At 63.9% G+C, this 17,275-nt stretch carries 16 protein-coding genes and 2 riboswitches; of the genes, 10 read left to right on the top strand and 6 right to left on the bottom strand.

Features of this window, described 5'->3' with window-relative positions; translation table 11 throughout:
- Position 1: 1 nt before the first annotated feature.
- Positions 2 to 328, bottom strand: a complete 327-nt coding sequence (locus tag NCS00_RS13930) for a hypothetical protein (RefSeq protein ID WP_008352517.1) — start codon at positions 326 to 328, stop codon at positions 2 to 4.
- A 197-nt stretch (positions 329 to 525) separates the two neighbouring features.
- Positions 526 to 631: riboswitch (glycine riboswitch) on the top strand.
- Positions 632 to 640: 9 nt separating this feature from the next.
- A riboswitch (glycine riboswitch) is annotated at positions 641 to 772 on the top strand.
- A gap of 116 nt (positions 773 to 888) precedes the next feature.
- Here NCS00_RS13930 and gcvT point away from each other — a divergent pair.
- The 7 genes from gcvT to NCS00_RS13895 all read left to right on the top strand — a co-directional run bounded on the left by gcvT (position 889) and on the right by NCS00_RS13895 (position 9,471).
- Positions 889 to 2,013 carry a glycine cleavage system aminomethyltransferase GcvT gene (gcvT, locus tag NCS00_RS13925; RefSeq protein WP_239295434.1) on the top strand — a complete coding sequence of 375 codons (1,125 nt, stop codon included), beginning with the start codon at positions 889 to 891 and terminating at the stop codon, positions 2,011 to 2,013.
- Between the two features lie 62 nt (positions 2,014 to 2,075).
- A complete protein-coding gene (gene gcvH / locus NCS00_RS13920; RefSeq protein WP_250440302.1) occupies positions 2,076 to 2,456 on the top strand; it encodes a glycine cleavage system protein GcvH in 381 nt (126 codons plus the stop codon).
- Positions 2,457 to 2,518: 62 nt separating this feature from the next.
- Entirely contained in the window at positions 2,519 to 5,449 is a 2,931-nt protein-coding gene (gene gcvP, locus NCS00_RS13915; protein WP_008352522.1) for an aminomethyl-transferring glycine dehydrogenase, read from the top strand.
- A 181-nt stretch (positions 5,450 to 5,630) separates the two neighbouring features.
- Positions 5,631 to 6,677: an alginate lyase family protein gene (locus NCS00_RS13910; protein ID WP_235366281.1), complete on the top strand. Its 1,047-nt coding sequence runs from the start codon at positions 5,631 to 5,633 to the stop codon at positions 6,675 to 6,677.
- Positions 6,678 to 6,698: 21 nt separating this feature from the next.
- Positions 6,699 to 8,087: an L-serine ammonia-lyase gene (locus NCS00_RS13905; RefSeq protein ID WP_008352525.1), complete on the top strand. Its 1,389-nt coding sequence runs from the start codon at positions 6,699 to 6,701 to the stop codon at positions 8,085 to 8,087.
- Between the two features lie 140 nt (positions 8,088 to 8,227).
- The gene (locus tag NCS00_RS13900) at positions 8,228 to 8,725 is read left to right on the top strand and encodes a hypothetical protein (protein ID WP_175979650.1); all 498 of its coding nucleotides are present in this window, start codon (positions 8,228 to 8,230) and stop codon (positions 8,723 to 8,725) included.
- Positions 8,719 to 9,471 carry a hypothetical protein gene (locus NCS00_RS13895; RefSeq protein ID WP_250440301.1) on the top strand — a complete coding sequence of 251 codons (753 nt, stop codon included), beginning with the start codon at positions 8,719 to 8,721 and terminating at the stop codon, positions 9,469 to 9,471. Before NCS00_RS13900 ends, NCS00_RS13895 begins: the two co-directional genes overlap by 7 nt.
- Positions 9,472 to 9,480: 9 nt before the next feature.
- On the opposite strand, the gene flhA is transcribed toward NCS00_RS13895, so the two are convergent.
- The 5 genes from flhA to flgA form a co-directional block, all read right to left on the bottom strand.
- Positions 9,481 to 11,586 (bottom strand): flagellar biosynthesis protein FlhA, encoded by a 2,106-nt coding sequence (flhA, locus tag NCS00_RS13890; protein WP_008352531.1) that lies wholly within the window; start codon positions 11,584 to 11,586, stop codon positions 9,481 to 9,483.
- On the bottom strand, positions 11,583 to 12,791 hold the full coding sequence (gene flhB, locus NCS00_RS13885; RefSeq protein ID WP_008352533.1) for a flagellar biosynthesis protein FlhB: 1,209 nt from the start codon (positions 12,789 to 12,791) through the stop codon (positions 11,583 to 11,585). The genes flhA and flhB overlap by 4 nt, the downstream gene beginning before the upstream one ends.
- Before the next feature lie 219 nt (positions 12,792 to 13,010).
- Complete coding sequence (locus tag NCS00_RS13880; protein ID WP_008352534.1) at positions 13,011 to 13,445, bottom strand: flagella synthesis protein FlgN; 435 nt, start codon at positions 13,443 to 13,445, stop codon at positions 13,011 to 13,013.
- 80 nt (positions 13,446 to 13,525) lie between these two features.
- Complete coding sequence (gene flgM, locus NCS00_RS13875) at positions 13,526 to 13,867, bottom strand: flagellar biosynthesis anti-sigma factor FlgM (RefSeq protein WP_008352536.1); 342 nt, start codon at positions 13,865 to 13,867, stop codon at positions 13,526 to 13,528.
- 170 nt (positions 13,868 to 14,037) lie between these two features.
- Positions 14,038 to 15,336: a flagellar basal body P-ring formation chaperone FlgA gene (gene flgA, locus NCS00_RS13870; RefSeq protein ID WP_250440300.1), complete on the bottom strand. Its 1,299-nt coding sequence runs from the start codon at positions 15,334 to 15,336 to the stop codon at positions 14,038 to 14,040.
- 240 nt (positions 15,337 to 15,576) lie between these two features.
- Between flgA and flgB the strand changes: the two genes are divergently transcribed.
- Genes flgB through NCS00_RS13855 form a run of 3 tightly spaced genes read left to right on the top strand, consistent with a single transcriptional unit; the run spans position 15,577 to position 17,246 of the window.
- Positions 15,577 to 16,056: a flagellar basal body rod protein FlgB gene (flgB, locus tag NCS00_RS13865; RefSeq protein ID WP_008352539.1), complete on the top strand. Its 480-nt coding sequence runs from the start codon at positions 15,577 to 15,579 to the stop codon at positions 16,054 to 16,056.
- 18 nt (positions 16,057 to 16,074) lie between these two features.
- A complete protein-coding gene (gene flgC / locus NCS00_RS13860) occupies positions 16,075 to 16,500 on the top strand; it encodes a flagellar basal body rod protein FlgC (protein ID WP_008352540.1) in 426 nt (141 codons plus the stop codon).
- 23 nt (positions 16,501 to 16,523) lie between these two features.
- Positions 16,524 to 17,246: a flagellar hook assembly protein FlgD gene (locus tag NCS00_RS13855; protein WP_008352541.1), complete on the top strand. Its 723-nt coding sequence runs from the start codon at positions 16,524 to 16,526 to the stop codon at positions 17,244 to 17,246.
- Positions 17,247 to 17,275: the final 29 nt, after the last annotated feature.

Here is a 17,275-nt window from a genome sequence, read left to right as displayed (position 1 = left end):
CCTAGCGGCGGCTGACGCTGCCGCACGTCGTCCGCACTTCGCCGGCGATGTCGCCGCAGTTCACGTTGCCCGACACCGTCGACACCGCGCCACCGACATCGCCGCAAGTCACGTTGCCCGATACGGTCGACACGACGCCGACCGCGCCGTGAACCGCGACCGTATCGCAGTTGTCCGCCTGAAACGCCTGAAGGTCGCCGTGCACTTCGAGCGTGATGCGCGTCGCTTCGCCGGCGCTCACGTTCTTGCCGTCGACGAGCACGCGGCCGCCGCGAACCGACACATGGTTGCCTGTATAAGTAACGCCGTTGATGGTGATCGTGGCCATGATCGTCGAAGAGGAATCAACGCGATCCGAACAGTGTACGCGTGATTTCATTGCGAAAAAGCGCTGCTTCTGAAACAAACTACGACGGATTTGTCGATACACGCTCGCGCGTTTGCATCGGTTTCGAATCTGCGGAAAAGCGCAATCGCGCAAGTCCGAATCCGTTTGACAACCCTAATTCGGTCGCGTAAATTCTGCCGCACGCGTCGGGAGAGCGCGTGGCCTTTCATCGCAACGAGAAAGACCGCGCCGCCGAAGGGGCATACCCGCAAACTCTCAGGCAAAAGGACCGACCGCGTCGAGGAACGAGTTTCCTCGCACTCTGGAGAGCGGCAGCGGCTTCGTCATTGAGCCAGTTGCCCACCGAAGGGGCGCGCGATGGACCGCGGCACAGCCGTGCACGGTTCGCGCAATCTCTCAGGTACCGAGGACAGAGGGGTCACGCATCGCAACCGCTCGCGGCATGGGCCTTGCGCGCTGCTTCCCGCAGCACGAAAGGCGCATCCGGCAGGCGAATAGTGCGCTGCGTGGCCTTTTTTGTTTCGCGAACCGAGGCCCCGATGACTTCTCTTCAACACACGCCGCTGCACGCCGCTCACCTCGCGCTCAACGCGCGCATGGTCGATTTCGGCGGCTGGGACATGCCCGTCAACTACGGTTCGCAGATCGACGAGCACCGCGCGGTGCGTACCGACGCCGGCATGTTCGACGTCTCGCACATGCGCGTCGTCGATTTCGAAGGCGAGGCCGTCCGCGAATTCTTCAAGTACGCGATCGCCAATAACGTCGACAAGCTGACGACGCCCGGAAAAGCGCTCTATTCCTGCCTGCTCAATGGCGACGGCGGCGTCATCGACGATCTGATCGTCTACTACTTCTCCGAAACGAGTTTTCGCGTCGTCGTGAATGCGGGCACGGCGGAGAAGGACATCGCCTGGTTCGGTCAATTGAATGCCGAAGGCGAATTCAACCTTTCCATCACGCCGCGTCGCGACCTCGCGATCATCGCCGTGCAAGGTCCGAACGCGCGCGAAAAAGCCTGGCAAGTGCTGCCGGACACGCGCGCGCAGACGCAGGACACCAAGCCGTTCAACGCGGTCGTTTTCCCGTCGACGCAATTCGGCGAACTGATGCTCGCGCGCACCGGCTACACAGGCGAGGACGGTTTCGAGATCGTCGTGCCAGCGACGCATGTGGAAGCGCTCTGGAACGCTTTGCGCGACGCAGGCGTGAAGCCCGCCGGCCTCGGCGCGCGCGACACGCTGCGCCTCGAAGCCGGCATGAACCTCTACGGCCAGGACATGGACGAGAACGTCTCGCCCCTCGACGCCGGCCTCGCGTGGACCGTCGATCTGAAGACGCCGCGCGATTTCGTCGGCCGCAGCGCGCTCGAAGCGCACGGCTCGAAGGCGAACTTCGTCGGGCTCGTGCTCATCAAGGAAAACGGCAAGGCGGGCGGCGTGCTGCGCGCGCATCAGAAAGTCGTCACGGAACGCGGCGACGGCGAAATCACGAGCGGCACGTTTTCGCCGTCGATGCAGGAGTCGATCGCGTTCGCGCGCGTGCCCACGGGTGTTGCCGTCGGCGACACGGTGCAGGTCGTCATCCGCGACAAGCAACTGCCGGCGCGCGTGGTAAAACTTCCGTTCGTGCGCAACGGCAAGGTTCTGGTTGAGCTTTCCTGAAGCCGTCGCGCCCGTTTCCTCCGATCAAGAACCTCACGAAAGAACCACGCAAGGAGCATCCAATGAGCATCCCGGCCGATCTGAAATACACCGAATCGCACGAATGGGTCCGCACCGAATCCGATGGCACGCTGACCGTCGGCATCACCGATCACGCGCAGGAAGCGCTCGGTGACATCGTGTTCGTCGAACTGCCCGCGGCGGGCAAGGCCGTTGCGGCGGGCGACGCGATCGCGGTGATCGAATCGGTGAAGGCCGCTTCCGATATTTACGCGCCGGTGTCGGGCGAGATCGTCGCATCGAACGACGCGCTGACCTCGGCGCCCGATCAGGTCAACGGCGCGCCGTACGAAAGCTGGCTCTTCAAGATCAAGCCGGCCGGCGACGCCACGCTCGACAAGCTGCTCGACGCCGAAGGCTACGGCAAGTCGATCGGCGAATAACCCATCTCAATGACGATGGCGGCTCGCGCAGACCAAGAGCGAGCCGCGTCGCAGGAATTCACATGAAGCTCGAACACCCGGATCGCCTGATGAACCGCACATCCCTGTCACTCGCCGCGCTCGAATGCCACGACGCATTCGCCGAGCGGCACATCGGCCCCGATGATGCCGACCAGCGCGCGATGCTCGACGCGCTCGGTTTCGCGTCGCGCGCGGCGTTCATCGACGCGGTGATTCCTGAATCGATCCGCCGCAAGGACACGCTGCCGCTCGGCGCGTTCACGCAGCCGAAAAGCGAGGCGGAAGCGCTCGCGTATCTGCGCAAGCTGGCGGACGAGAATCTGGTGTTCCGGACTTACATCGGCCAGGGTTACTACGGCACGCACACGCCGGCGGTGATCCTGCGCAACGTGCTCGAAAATCCGGCGTGGTACACGGCATACACGCCCTATCAGCCGGAAATTTCGCAAGGGCGCCTCGAAGCGCTGCTCAATTTCCAGCAGATGGTGATGGACCTGACGGGCCTCGCGATGGCCAACGCCTCGCTGCTCGACGAATCCACCGCCGCCGCCGAAGCGATGACGCTGCTGCAACGCATCGGCAAGCCGAAGTCGAACGTGTTCTACGTTGCCGACGACGTGCTGCCGCAGACGATCGAAGTCGTGAAGACGCGCGCGAAGCCGGCGGGCATCGACGTGAAAGTCGGTCCCGCCGCCGATGCCGCCAGCGCGAATGCATTCGGCGTGCTGCTGCAATATCCGGGCGCGAACGGCGATGTGCGCGACTATCGCGCGCTCGCCGAAGCGATCCACGCGGCGGGCGGCCATGTCGTCGCCGCGGCGGATCTGCTCGCGCTGACGCTCATCACGCCGCCGGGCGAATGGGGCGCGGACGTCGCGATCGGCAATACGCAGCGTTTCGGCGTGCCGGTCGGCTTCGGCGGGCCGCACGCGGCATACATGGCCGTGCGCGATGAATTCAAGCGCCAGATGCCGGGCCGTCTCGTTGGCGTGACCGTCGATGCGCAGGGCAATCCGGCGCTGCGTCTCGCGCTCCAGACGCGCGAGCAGCACATCCGTCGCGAGAAGGCGACGTCGAATGTCTGCACGGCGCAGGCGCTGCTCGCGATCATGGCGAGCATGTACGCGGTCTATCACGGCCCGCGCGGTCTCAAGACGATCGCGCTGCGCGTGAATCGCGTGGCGTCGATCTTTGCGGCGGGCGTAAAGAAGCTCGGCTACACGATCGCGAACGACACGTTCTTCGATACCGTCACGATCGAAAGCGGCGCGAGCACGACCGCGCTGCATCAGGCCGCGTACGCCGCGCACATCAATCTGCGTCATGTGAGCGCGAGCCAGGTCGGCGTTTCGCTCGATGAAACCACCACGCGCGACGACTTGCAGAAGCTCTTCGCGCTCTTTGCGGAGGTCGCGGGCAAGACCGAAACGTTCGATATCGACGCGCTCGATCAATCGGTGACGGATTCGCTGCCGCAGGCACTGCATCGCACGAGCGAGTATCTGACGCATCCGGTTTTCAATCGCCACCACTCCGAGCACGAAATGCTGCGCTATCTGCGCAGTCTCGCGGATAAAGACCTCGCGCTCGACCGCACGATGATCCCGCTCGGTTCCTGCACGATGAAGCTCAACGCGACCTCGGAAATGCTGCCGGTCACGTGGCCCGAGTTCGCGGCGATTCATCCGTTCGCGCCCGCCGAGCAGACGGTCGGCTATCGAACGATGATCGATCAGCTCGAACAGATGCTCGTCGCGTGCACGGGTTACGCGGCGGTGTCGTTGCAGCCGAACGCCGGTTCGCAAGGCGAGTACGCGGGCTTGCTCATCATTCACGCGTATCACGAGTCGCGCGGCGAAGGGCATCGCAACGTGTGTCTGATTCCGGCGTCCGCGCACGGCACGAATCCGGCGTCGGCGCAGATGGCGGGCATGCAGGTCGTCGTCGTCGCGTGCGATGCGAACGGCAACGTCGATATCGACGATCTGAAGGCGAAGGCCGAAAAGCATTCGGCGAATCTCGCGGCGATCATGATCACGTATCCGTCGACGCACGGCGTGTTCGAGCGCAACGTCCGCGAAATCTGCGACATCGTGCACGCGCACGGCGGCCAGGTGTATGTCGACGGCGCGAACATGAACGCGATGGTCGGTCTCTGCGCGCCCGGCCAGTTCGGCGGCGACGTATCGCACTTGAATCTGCACAAGACGTTCTGCATTCCGCACGGCGGCGGCGGACCGGGCGTCGGTCCGGTCGCGGTCGGCGCGCATCTGGCGAAGTTCCTGCCGAATCAGACGTCCACGGGCTACAAGCGCGATGAAGCAGGCATCGGCGCGGTGTCGTCGGCGCCGTACGGCTCGGCCGCGATCCTGCCGATCTCGTGGATGTACATCGCGATGATGGGCGCGAGCGGCCTCACCGCCGCCACCGAAAGCGCGATTCTCGCGGCGAACTATGTCGCGAAGCGTCTCGCGCCGCACTATCCGGTGCTGTACAGCGGCGCGGGCGGACTGGTCGCGCACGAATGCATTCTCGATGTGCGTCCGATCAAGGAATCGAGCGGCATCTCGGTGGAAGACGTCGCGAAGCGCCTGATCGACTACGGCTTCCACGCGCCGACGATGAGCTTCCCGGTTCCGGGCACGCTGATGGTCGAGCCGACGGAATCGGAATCGAAGGAGGAGCTCGACCGCTTCATCGACGCGATGATCGCGATCCGCGAGGAAATCCGCGCGGTCGAAGAAGGCCGCGCCGATCGCGAGGACAACGTGCTGAAGAACGCGCCGCACACGGCGGCGGTCGTCGCATCGGATGCGTGGGAGCACAAGTACACGCGCGAAGCGGCCGCGTATCCGCTGAAGTCGCTGATCGCGCGCAAGTACTGGTCGCCGGTCGGCCGTGCGGACAACGCTTATGGCGACCGCAATCTGATGTGCTCGTGCGTGCCGGTATCGGAATACGCGGACGAGTAAGGCTACGCGCACGAACCTGAGAGAGCGCCGCCCGAAAGCGTAAAGCTTCGTCGGGCGGTTTTGCGGCGCGTTCCAGAACGGCTAACATCTCACCCCGGACCAAAAGCCAAAACAGGGAGTTCACATGGCGCTCAAGGTGCGAGAGGTGAAAGGGACGACCCGCGCGTGCGCGGCGCTGGCGATGCTCGGGGTGATGTCGCTTGCCGCATCGTCCGCGCACGCCGCGATGAATTTCTGCGCCGCGCCCGCGATGCAGACGAGCGAGCGCACCAACGCCGATCCCGGTGTGAAGGCCCTCGTGAAAATGGTGCAGTCGCGCGTGAACGATCAGCCGAAGCCGCGCGCGAAGCTGCATACGGAAGGCACGCTGCCGCACGAAGGCATCTACGACGAAAGCGTCGAAGCGGAGAAAGACCTCGGCCTGATGCGCGACGCCGCGCTCGCGTGGCGCGCGACCGGCGACGAACGTTACCTGCGTCTCGTCGACCGCTTCCTGTTCGCGTGGACGACCACGTATCAGCCGAGCTTCAATCCGATCGACGAAACGAATTTCGAATCGCTGATTCTCGCGTACGACCTCACGGCGAGCGCGCTGCCGGTCAAGACGCGCAACGCGGCGAACGCGTTCATCACGAAGATGGTGAGCGGTTATATCGACGATATGGACAAGCAGCCGCGCCCGCTGACCGGCAGCTATCGCAACAACTGGCAGAGCCATCGCGTGAAGCTGGTGGCGATGGGCGCGTTCACCATCGACGACCGCAAGCTCATCAACGCGGCGCAGCGGCTTTTTATCGAACATATCGGCGACAACATCGCGCCGGACGGATCCACGGTCGATTTCGCCGAACGCGATGCGCTGCGCTACGTCACCTACGATCTTCAGCCGCTCGTGACGGCGGCGCTCGCCGCGCGCAGGCACAACCGCAACTGGCTGCCGGAGCGCGCGCAGTCGGGTGCGACGCTGGCCGTGGCGCTCAACTGGCTCACGCCGTACGCGCTCGGCACGAAGACGCACGACGAATTCGTGAAGTCGTCCGTGCCTTTCGACGCCAAGCGGCGCGAAGCAGGATTGCCGGGTTACTCGGGTCAGTGGGATCCGAGGAACGCGGCGGAACTCTTTCATCTCGCGGCGCGTCTCGACGGCCGCTACGCGCCGGTGGCGCTGCGGCTCGCGCCCGCGCCGCCCGCGTGGCTCGCGGTGTGTCTGCCGCTGCCGGCGCGTTAATTCTTTCAGTCAGGTGATGTCATGGCAGTCAGCGTATTCGACCTCTTCAAGATCGGCATCGGACCTTCGAGCTCGCACACCGTCGGACCGATGCGCGCCGCGTTGATGTTCGCGCAGGGGCTCGAGCGCGACGAACTGCTGGAATCGACGGCATCGGTGAAATGCGAGCTGTACGGCTCCCTCGGCGCGACGGGCAAGGGCCACGGCACCGATCGCGGCGTGATGCTCGGCCTGATGGGCGACGCGCCCGATACCGTCGATGCTTCGAGCATCGTGCCGCGCCTGGAGCAAGTGCGGACATCGAAAACGCTCGCGCTGCTCGGCGCGCGCAAGATTCCGTTCACGATCAAGGAGAACATCGCGTTCTACCGGCAGGCGCTGCCGGAGCATCCGAACGGCATGAAGCTCTACGCGTTCGATGCGAACGGCGCGTTGCTGCGCGAGGCGACGTATCTGTCTGTTGGCGGCGGATTCGTCGTGACGGCGGGCGCGGCGAACACGGCGGTGCTGACGGCGCACGAGCAGTTGCCGTATCCGTTCCAGACCGGCGACGAGCTGATGAAGATGTGCGCGGACTCGGGCAAATCGATCGCGCAACTGATGTGGGAAAACGAGCGCGTGTGGCGTTCGGAAGACGAGATTCGCAGCGGGCTGCTGCGCATCTGGGACGTGATGCAGGATTGCGTCGCGCGCGGGTGCGGCATCGGCAATCCGGAAGCGGAAGGGCATCTGCCGGGGCCGTTTCAGGTGAAGCGGCGCGCGCCGCAGCTTTATCGCGCGCTGGCTGAAAAGCCCGAGCAGGCGTTGCGCGATCCGTTGTCGATGATCGACTGGATCAATCTCTACGCGATTGCCGTGAACGAGGAGAACGCGATCGGCGGACGCGTCGTGACGGCGCCGACCAACGGCGCGGCGGGCATCATTCCGGCGGTGTTGCATTACTACGATCGCTTCGTGCCGGGATCGAATACGCAAGGCGTGATCGATTTTTTGCTGACGGCTGCGGCCATCGGCATTCTGTACAAGATGAATGCGTCGATTTCCGGCGCGGAAGTCGGATGTCAGGGCGAAGTCGGCGTCGCGTGTTCGATGGCGGCGGGCGCGCTGGCCGCGGTGCTCGGCGGCACGCCGGCGCAAGTCGAGAATGCGGCGGAAATCGGCATGGAGCATAACCTCGGGCTGACGTGCGATCCGGTCGGCGGAATGGTGCAGATTCCGTGCATCGAGCGTAACGCGATGGGTTCGGTCAAGGCGGTCAACGCGGCGCGCATGGCGATGCGCGGGGACGGATCGCACTACGTTTCGCTCGATTCGGTAATCAAGACCATGAGGGAGACGGGCGCGGATATGAAGACCAAATATAAAGAGACTTCGCGCGGCGGACTGGCGGTGAATATCGTGGAGTGTTGAGCGCTAGGGGTTGCCTGCGGACAAGCCGCTTTATCGATGACTGAAACATTCGTTGTACGAGATAAATTTGCGGTACGGACGCGGTTAGCATCAGCGGAATCCAAGACAGATTTTGCCGATTGCAGACCGAGAGAGCAGCATTGGAATCCGATCAATTGCTTGCCCACAAGCAGGCGTTCAAGACGCTGACTGCGTCGCCCAAGTTCAGGCAGATGAACAAGAGCAAGTGGCCGAAGCCATTCAGCAGAATGGCGCGTCCGCGTGTCCAGGCCACCGATCTGATTCCCGTTTCGGATGCGCACTGCGTGCTGTTCATGTGGCGCGATGGCGAAGAGCTAATGGATCGATCGTTCTACGGACACCTGCTCTGGACTTTGCCTCAAGGCGATTTGTATCCGCTGCTGGAGTTTCACTATCATCCGAGCCATAAAGGCGTGCATTGCAAGATGCCCTGCGAAACGACCATCGATTATCGGAATCGCTTGCTGCCGGGCGCGCCGGAGCTTAACCTCAAGTCATCTCGAATTTTCGATCCGCGCGTCACAGATGATCGCTCGGCGCTCATCGTCCTATTTTGCCGAGCGACAGGCATCACGATCTCTAACGAGCAAAACGGTCAAGGCGATTTATTGTGTTAGCCGAATTCCTGAAGCGAACGGTATGCGCGCTCTTCGAAGTTCACGAAGATCCGCGTGACGCGTTTCGCATCGTCACTCCGCTCGAGTATCCGGGCACCGGAGATCGCGTGGTGGTTCGAGTGCGCGTTCGCGATGGCGCGTTTTCGATCGACGAGAACGGTGAGGCTTGCCTTTGCGCCAGCATGATCGGCGGGGACGTCGAGTCCGGCGCCGTCGAGCAGTGGTCGCAGAGCCTTTTGCAGTACAGTCCGGCGCGTCTTTGCAACGACGAAGTCATTCGCGCCACGACAATGGACGAGCGGCTGGTGGTCCCCTACGTGTTTCGCGTGGCCGAGGCGGCGCAGCAGCTTTACGGTGTGGCGACGTCGCGCGTCGAACGCCGATCGGGAAGTGATTTCAAGGGACGCTTGTCACGCACGATTGCCGACATAGCCCAAGAATTCGACTTGAAGCACTATGCCGAAGTCGAACTGCCCATCTCAGGGAAATTCATCGCGGACCACGTGATCGAGACGCCGACGCCGTCGATCGTCATTGCAGCCATGAGCGACACGCGACTCCTGGAAGGGGAATTGATTCACATGCAGTATCGCGAGGCAAAGAAGTCAGGGCACATACTGGCGATCGCCGAGAGTCAGTTGGCCGTCGGCAAGGCACAGTTCGAACGCGCCAACTACTACACCTGGAAGACCGTCGTCTTCGATGCGCGAAACCTTCGAAGTCTGATCGGTTCGGTCCTTCATTGAAGCGGAACATCACGCCCCAATCAAATTCACCACCTTCACATTCCTCGTATCCGGCACTTCGGCATACGAGATCACCTTCAACTGCGGCAAGCTCCGGCGCAGGAACCGCGCCAGCATCGCGCGCAGCGAATGCTGCACGAGCAGCACCGGCGGCAAGCCCAGGTTCTGCTGACGCATGATCGCGTTTTGCGTCGAGTTCATCAGCGTCTGCGCGAGTCCCGGTTCCAGTCCCGGATTCGGACCCGTCGACAATGCCTGCGACAGCACGCGCTCCAGCGTCGGATCGAGGCCCATCACCTGCAGATCGTCGTTGCCCGGATACCACTGCTGCGTGATCGCGCGGCCCAGCGCGAGACGTACCGCCGCCGTGAGATCGTGTGCATCCGAAACACGCGGCGCGTGTTCCTGCAACGCGTCGAGAATCGTACGCATGTCGCGGATCGGCACGCTTTCGTCCAGCAGGTTCTGCAACACCTTCTGCAGCGTCGTAAGCGAAATGACCTTCGGCACGAGATCTTCCGTCAGCGAAGGCGTGTCCTTGCCGATGCGCTCCAGCAGCGCCTGCACTTCCTGACGGCCGAGCAATTCGGCAGCATGCGTCACGACGAGGTGATTCAAATGCGTCGCGACGACCGTGCTCGCATCGACGACCGTGTAGCCGTAGACCTGAGCCTGTTCGCGCAGATTCGTATCGATCCACACCGCCGGCAGACCGAACGCCGGATCCTGCGTCTGCGCGCCCGGCAGCGCGGCCGAGACCTGTCCCGGATTGATCGCGAGCCACTGACCCGGAAACGCCTCGCCGACGCCCACTTCCACGCCCTTCAGCGCAATGCGATAACCGTTCGGCCGCAGTTCGAGATTGTCGCGAATGTGGATGACCGGCGGCAAAAAGCCGATTTCCTGCGCGAATTTCTTGCGGATGCCCTTGATCCGCTTGAGCAATTCGCCGTCGCTGTTGCGATCGACGAGCGGAATCAGGCGATAACCCACCTCGAGCCCGAGCGGATCGATGAGCGACACGTCCTCCCAACTGGCCTCGGCATTTTCGGCGGAAGCCGCAGCCGCGCTCGCCTGGAGCGGCGTGACATCGGTGACGGCGCTTTTCTTCTTCGCTTCGGCGCGCTTGTTCATCGTGCGCGCGGCGTAGATGAGGCCGCCGCCGAGCAGCATGAACGCGAAGTGCGGCATGCCCGGAATCAGGCCCATCACGCCGATGATCACGCCTGTAATCATCAAGACGCGCGGGTTCTGGAACAACTGGCCGGTCAGCTGCGTGCCGATGTCTTCCTCGGTCGCGACGCGCGACACGATCACGCCCGCCGCCGTCGAGATGATGAGCGACGGAATCTGCGCGACGAGGCCGTCGCCGATCGTAAGCAGCGTGTAGTTGGTCGCCGCGTGCCCGAAGTCCATGTCGTGCTGGAGCATGCCGACGATCAGCCCGCCCACCACGTTGATGACCATGATGAGCAAGCCCGCGATCGCGTCGCCGCGCACGAACTTCGACGCACCGTCCATCGAACCGTAGAACTCGGCTTCCTGCGCGACCGCCTGACGGCGCTTCTTCGCCGTTTCCTCGTTGATGAGACCGGCGTTCAGATCGGCGTCGATGGCCATCTGCTTGCCGGGCATCGCATCGAGCGTGAAGCGCGCGCCGACCTCGGCGATACGTCCCGCGCCCTTCGTGATCACCATGAAGTTGATGATCATCAGAATCACGAACACGACGATACCGACCGCGAAATTCCCGCCGACGAGAAAGTGCCCGAACGATTCGATCACCTGACCGGCCGCGTCCGGGCCGGTGTGACCCTCGAGCAGCACGATACGCGTCGACGCGACGTTCAGCGACAGGCGCAGCAGCGTCGAGAACAGCAGCACGCTCGGGAACGCCGCGAAGTCGAGCGGCTTTTGCGTGTACATGCTGACGAGCAGCACCATCACCGACAGCGCGATGTTGAAGGTGAACAACAGATCCAGCAGGAACGCCGGCAAGGGCAGAATCATCATGCCCAAGATCATGCAGATCAGGATCGGGCCGGCTAAGGCGCGAAGGTTCTGCGTGCCCAGCGCGTCGGGCCGTTTGGCGAAAAATCCAGCGCGCGCGTTCATGCTGCGGCTCCATTGTCAGTGTTGTCGCCAGCCAGGGCTTCTGCAGCTTCCTGATCGGCGTCGGCGTCGGAAACGCCGCCTTTGTCCAGTTCCTTCGGCACCTCGAGATCGGACGGTTCGTCCGGCTTGATGCCGCCATCTTCCTTGTAGCGCTTGAGCTGGTAGACCCACGCCAGCACTTGCGCGACCGCGCCGTACAACGCGCCCGGAATCTCGCGGTTGATCTCGACGTTGTGATACAGCGCACGCGCGAGCGGCGGCGCTTCGAGCAGCGGCACGTTGTGCTCGCGGCCCAGTTCGCGGATACGCGCCGCGACCAGATTCACGCCCTTCGCGACCACCTTCGGCGCGCGCATCTCGCCGTCGGCGTACTTCAGCGCGACGGCGAAGTGCGTCGGGTTCGTGACGATGACATCGGCGGTCGGAATCGCCTGCATCATCCGGCGACGCGCGGCCGCGCGCTGCTGCTGGCGGATCTTGCCCTTGATGTGCGGATCGCCTTCGTTTTCCTTGTGCTCGCGCTTCACTTCTTCCTTGCTCATGCGCAGCTTCTTCGCGTGCGAGTAAAGCTGATACGGCACGTCGACGGCCGCGACGAGAAACAGTCCGCCGATCGCCATCGCGCAGCACACGAAGATCATGTGCATCGCGTCGGCGAGCGCGAGATCGAGCGGCTTCGTCAAAAGGCCGAGCACTTCGGCCTTGCGGCTCCACATCGCCCAGCCCGCCATGCCACCGACCACCGCCGTCTTCAAGAGCGACATGCCGAGCTGCACCGGGCCTTGCATCGAGAAAATCTTGCCGAGACCGCTGATCGGATTCAGACGCCCGAAGTTCGGCGCGAGCGGTTTCGTCGTGATGAGCCAGCCGCCGAGAGCCATCGGCGCGACGAGCGCGGCGAATCCGGTCAGCAGCAGCACGGGCAAAACGGCGAAGAGACCTTCCCGGCCCGCGTTCGCCGCGCCGATCATCATCTGGTGCGTGTCCAGCACCGTCGCGTGATCGAACGTGAACGCGCCGCGAAGAATCGTCTGCAAATGCTGGTTGATCGGCCCCGACAACGCCCACACGCCGAAAAAACCCGCCGCCAGCAGCGCGAACGACGCGAGCTCGCGCGAACGCGCAACCTGACCGTCCTCCCGCGCCTTTTCCAGGCGCTTGGGAGTCGCTGATTCGGTTTTTTCGAGATCGCTTTCTTCTGCCACCGGGCCTTACTCCATCGCTTCCATCGGTTTCACATGCGAGCGGCACGAAGCCGCTTTTTGATGAAAGCGATTATTGCGGAAGGCGTCGAGCAGCCATCGGCGGATAAAGCCGGGGAAAAGGGGGTTATTCGGCCGATGAAAGCGCGGGAAACAAAAGCGGCGCGCGCCTCGCGAGAAGCGCGCGCCGTTCGAGAGGCGAGAAACGGCAATGACAGGCGATCAGGCGCCGGGCACGCGGCCGTCCGGACCGTAGAAGCCGCCCTTCGACGGAGCGACCTGCAACGCGGCGAGCGCCTTGCGGTTGTATTCCATGCGGGTGCGGATCAGCACGCCGTTGTTGTTGTTGCCCTGTTTCGCGCGGCGGGCCGCGGCGGTGAGCAGCGCCCATTGCTCGGCGATCTTGCTGTCGCCCGCAGCGGCCGCTTCCATGCCGACGAAGCCGCCGGGAAAACCGAGCGCGTTCAATTGTTCGTCGCGCGCCTTTTCGAGAGCGGAGATGCGTTCGGTGAGCGCGGTCTTGTTCTCGATGATCGTCGGCAGCGCCGGAAGCGGCTGCGCGGCGATCAGCGCTTTTTCCTCGACCTCGAGGAGGGATTCGAAGGCCAGAACAGCGGCGACTTCTTCGGTGACAGTGGCAAGCAGGGCGTCTCTCATTGCATCGCTCGAAAAGCGGTTTGAAAAGCCGCCCGGTGTCGCCAACGCTCGCCGTCACGCGCAAGGCGCTACGGAAGCGTTCAGCCGCCGGTCGGCGGGGTTCTCGTTTGCAGCAGGTCGCGAGCGGTGCTCAAAATGCCGTCGGCGATCTTGCTGGTGTCCATCTTCAGGCTGCCGTCGCGGATTGCGGCCTTGATCGACTCGACTTTCGCCGTGTCGATGTCCGAGCCGCTCGATGCGCGCAAGTCGCTCGAAACCGACGACAGACTCACCGTCGAATTCTTCGCCGGGCTCGCGCCGGCTTGCGATTGCTGCACGGTGCCCGCGGCACCTTTCGCGTCGTTTTGCGACGCGCGCGGCAGATTGTCTTGAAGGCCAGCCAGATTGGTGTTGCTATTCGATTCGATCTTCACGATGTCCATTCCCGAACGTGTTGAGTCCTTTAACGGCGACGGGTCTTGAAAACTTTACCCTGACGCCGGACTGCCAACTGCCGTTCGCTCTGCCTATGGCGCTCTGAGCCTTATTTGGCGGGCATCGAGCGCATTTGCAACAAAATGAAACAAGTGTGGGGGACCGAACACATCCCGTTTTACAGGGCCACTTCCACCGTCTGACTGTCCTTCACGATGCCGGTGATGATCTGGCCACCGGCGGTTTTGACGCGTACTTGCTGGCCGGGCGCCGCGTTGTTCATCACGGTGCCGTCGGCGGAAATCGAGAATCCGGAGCCGCCGGCGACGACGTGCACGGTCTGGCCGATCGACACCGACGTCGACGCGCGCAGCATGTCGGTGCGCAGCGGCAGACCGGCCGGCACGCGCGACAGTGCGACTGCGCCGACGGCCTGAGCCGGATCGGTGACGATGGCCTGCGGCATCACGGTGAGATCGCCGTCGCGGGCGACGAGATCGGCGTTGTTCAGCACTTCGCCCGGCGCGATTGCGCGCGCGGCGGTGTAGTAAGTGGCGTTGATCGATACGCGCGCCTGCACGTAAAGCGTCCACGGACGCTCGCCGACGCAGCGCACGCCGACCGTCAGTCGACCCCAGAGGCGCGCGCCCGTCGGCATGAACGGATCGAGCGCCGAGCACGCCGCGAGACCGCGCGGAAAGACCGGCGTCACGGTGATGTCGACCTTGCCCGGCAAGCCGGCGGCCTGCTGCTGAAGAAAGTTGAGCGCGGTGAGGCGGATCGATTCGCCGTCTTGCATGGTGGCGGCTACCGCTGCGGCCGGCGTTGCTGCTGCCGCCGACGGATTGAAGCTCACGCGCTTCATCGGCGAAGCGGCGGCGGCGACGGGCGTCGCGGGGCTGGCCGCGACGGGCTTGACGCTCGCGCCGCGGACGACGCCATCGTCGCGCGTCACGACGACGGGCATCACCTCGCGCGAAGCGGATGCGGCCGGCGCTTTCTGAAGCGCAGGCGCCGCAACCGCAACCGCGCGCGCAGGCTTCGCTTCGCCCGGTCCGGGAATCACGATCATGCCGCTCGCGTCGTTCATCGCGCTGTTCATCGCGCTGTTCATCGAATCGTCGGCGGCGTCGGCGCGGGCGTCGAGTTCGAGCGCGGCGTTGCGCATCGCGGCGTCGGCGGCTTTGGTCGCGGCGCGATAGCCGCTCGGGCCCGGACGCGTTGTTTCAGGCGCGGGCGCCGCGGCAACGGGCGTCGCGGCGCGTGCCGTCAGCTTTTGGGCCATGTCGGCGGCGGCGGCCGGATTGGTTTCGGCGTTGCCCGGAATGACGATCGGGCCGTCGGCCTGCTGCGCCTGTGCGAGCGCAGCCACTCCCATCCATAGAGACACGCCGGCCAGACCGCGCAGCGTGCGGCGCGCGAACGTCGCTGCGGCGCGAGCCGTAGGGTTCGATGCACGTTTCGCGGACCTGCTCATCGACTTTCTCCGTACCTGATTCGATCGGGCCGCAAACGATGCGGCGACTGCATTGATCCGTTTGCGGCGGGAAAAAGACCCGCAATCGGCAACGAGACGAATTCTAGATATCGGCCGGATAACGCAAGCGTCGAATAGAGGCCCCGTTTCCCGGTTATTCGTCGGATTAGTTATTGCGCGCCGCTCCTAAGATGCGTGTCATGCAAAAAGGCCCCGGCGCTGCCGACAGGAGAAACCGCAATGCTTGACAGACTCGACAAGGAATTCGCATTTGGCCGCGAGGCGCTCGACGTGCGCGCGTATCGGCAGGAATTGCTGTCGTCGAATATCGCCAACGCCGACACCCCCGGCTACAAGGCGCGCGACGTCGACTTTTCGAGCGCGCTCGCGGGCGCGCTCAAGCAGGGCGGCAGCGCATCGAACGGCTCGACGCTGAAGATGGCGCAACCCGTCCGCGTCAGCACGAGCGGCGGCATGGCGACGACGGCCAAGGGCCACATGAGCGGCACGTCGACGCTGTCCGCGTCGGGCGGCCCGAGCGACGACTACGGCAAGCTCGCCTATCGCGTGCCGAGCCAGCCGTCGCTCGACGGCAACACGGTCGATCTCGACTCGGAACGCGTGCAGTTCGCGGACAACGCGCTGCACTTCGAGGCGGGCATGACGGTGCTGTCGTCGCAAATCAAATCGATGTTGTCGGCGATTACGTCGAATAGTTGAGCGCAGTAGGAGAAACACATGCCTTCCTTGATGAACATCTTCAACGTCGCCGGCTCGGCGATGTCAGCCCAGGCGCAGCGCCTGAACGTCACCGCGTCCAACCTCGCGAACGCGGACAGCACGACCGGCCCCGACGGCAAGCCGTACAAGGCCAAGCAGGTCGTGTTCGCGGTCGATCCGCTCGGCGGCGCGAAGACCGCGTCGGGCCAGCAGGTCGGCGGCGTGCAGGTGACGGGCGTCGTCGACGATCCGAGCCCGATGAAGACCAGCTACGACCCGAGCAACCCGGCGGCGAACGCGGACGGCTATGTGACGCTGCCCAACGTCGATCCGGTGCAGGAGATGGTCAACATGATTTCCGCCTCGCGTTCCTATCAGGCGAACGTCGAGACGCTCAACACCGCCAAGCAACTGATGCTCAAGACCCTGACCATCGGAACCTGATAGAGACACTCAAGGAACACAACGTGACGACCAGCACAACCATCGGCAGCAACGGCACCACGGTGTCGCAGACGCTGCTCGACACCATGAACGGCGCATCGTCGAGCTCGTCGACGTCGTCGACCTCGGCGACCGGCGCGCAATCGGCGTCGGATCTGCAGAACACATTCCTGACGCTGCTCGTGACGCAGCTCAAGAACCAGGATCCGACGAATCCCGCCGACAGCTCGCAGATGACCTCGCAGCTCGCGCAGATCAACACGGTGACGGGCATCGGCCAGTTGAACACGTCGCTGTCCTCGCTCGCGACGCAGCTTTCCGCCGGCCAGCAGACGCAGGCGGCGCTGCTCATCGGCTCGAACGTGCTCGCCGCGGGCAACAACATGACGGTGTCGAGCGGCAAGTCGTCGAGCTTCGGCGTGCAACTGGCCAACGACGTGAGCGACCTGCAGATCGTCGTGAAGAACTCGTCGGGCCAGATCGTCAACACGCTCGACCTCGGCGCGCAAGGCGCGGGCGTCGTGCCGGTGACGGGCTGGACGCCGGTCGATTCGAAGGGCGCCACGCTCGCCGACGGCACGTACACGATCACCGCGCAAGGCACGATCAACGGCCAGCAGGCGACCGCGACGACGCTGTCGGCTTCGCAAGTGCAAAGCGTCGTGCAGATGTCCGGCGGTGCGCCGGGCCTCAAGCTGTCGAACGGCTCCACGGTCGCGCTGTCGGGCGTCGCGTCGATCCTCTAAATCCAATTTCAGGACGGGCGCGGGCTCGT

Origin of the sequence: Caballeronia sp. AZ1_KS37 (assembly GCF_023631165.1) — a bacterium.
In the GTDB taxonomy this organism is placed as follows: Bacteria; Pseudomonadota; Gammaproteobacteria; order Burkholderiales; family Burkholderiaceae; genus Caballeronia; species Caballeronia zhejiangensis.
This window is presented reverse-complemented; position numbering and strand designations above follow the sequence as displayed.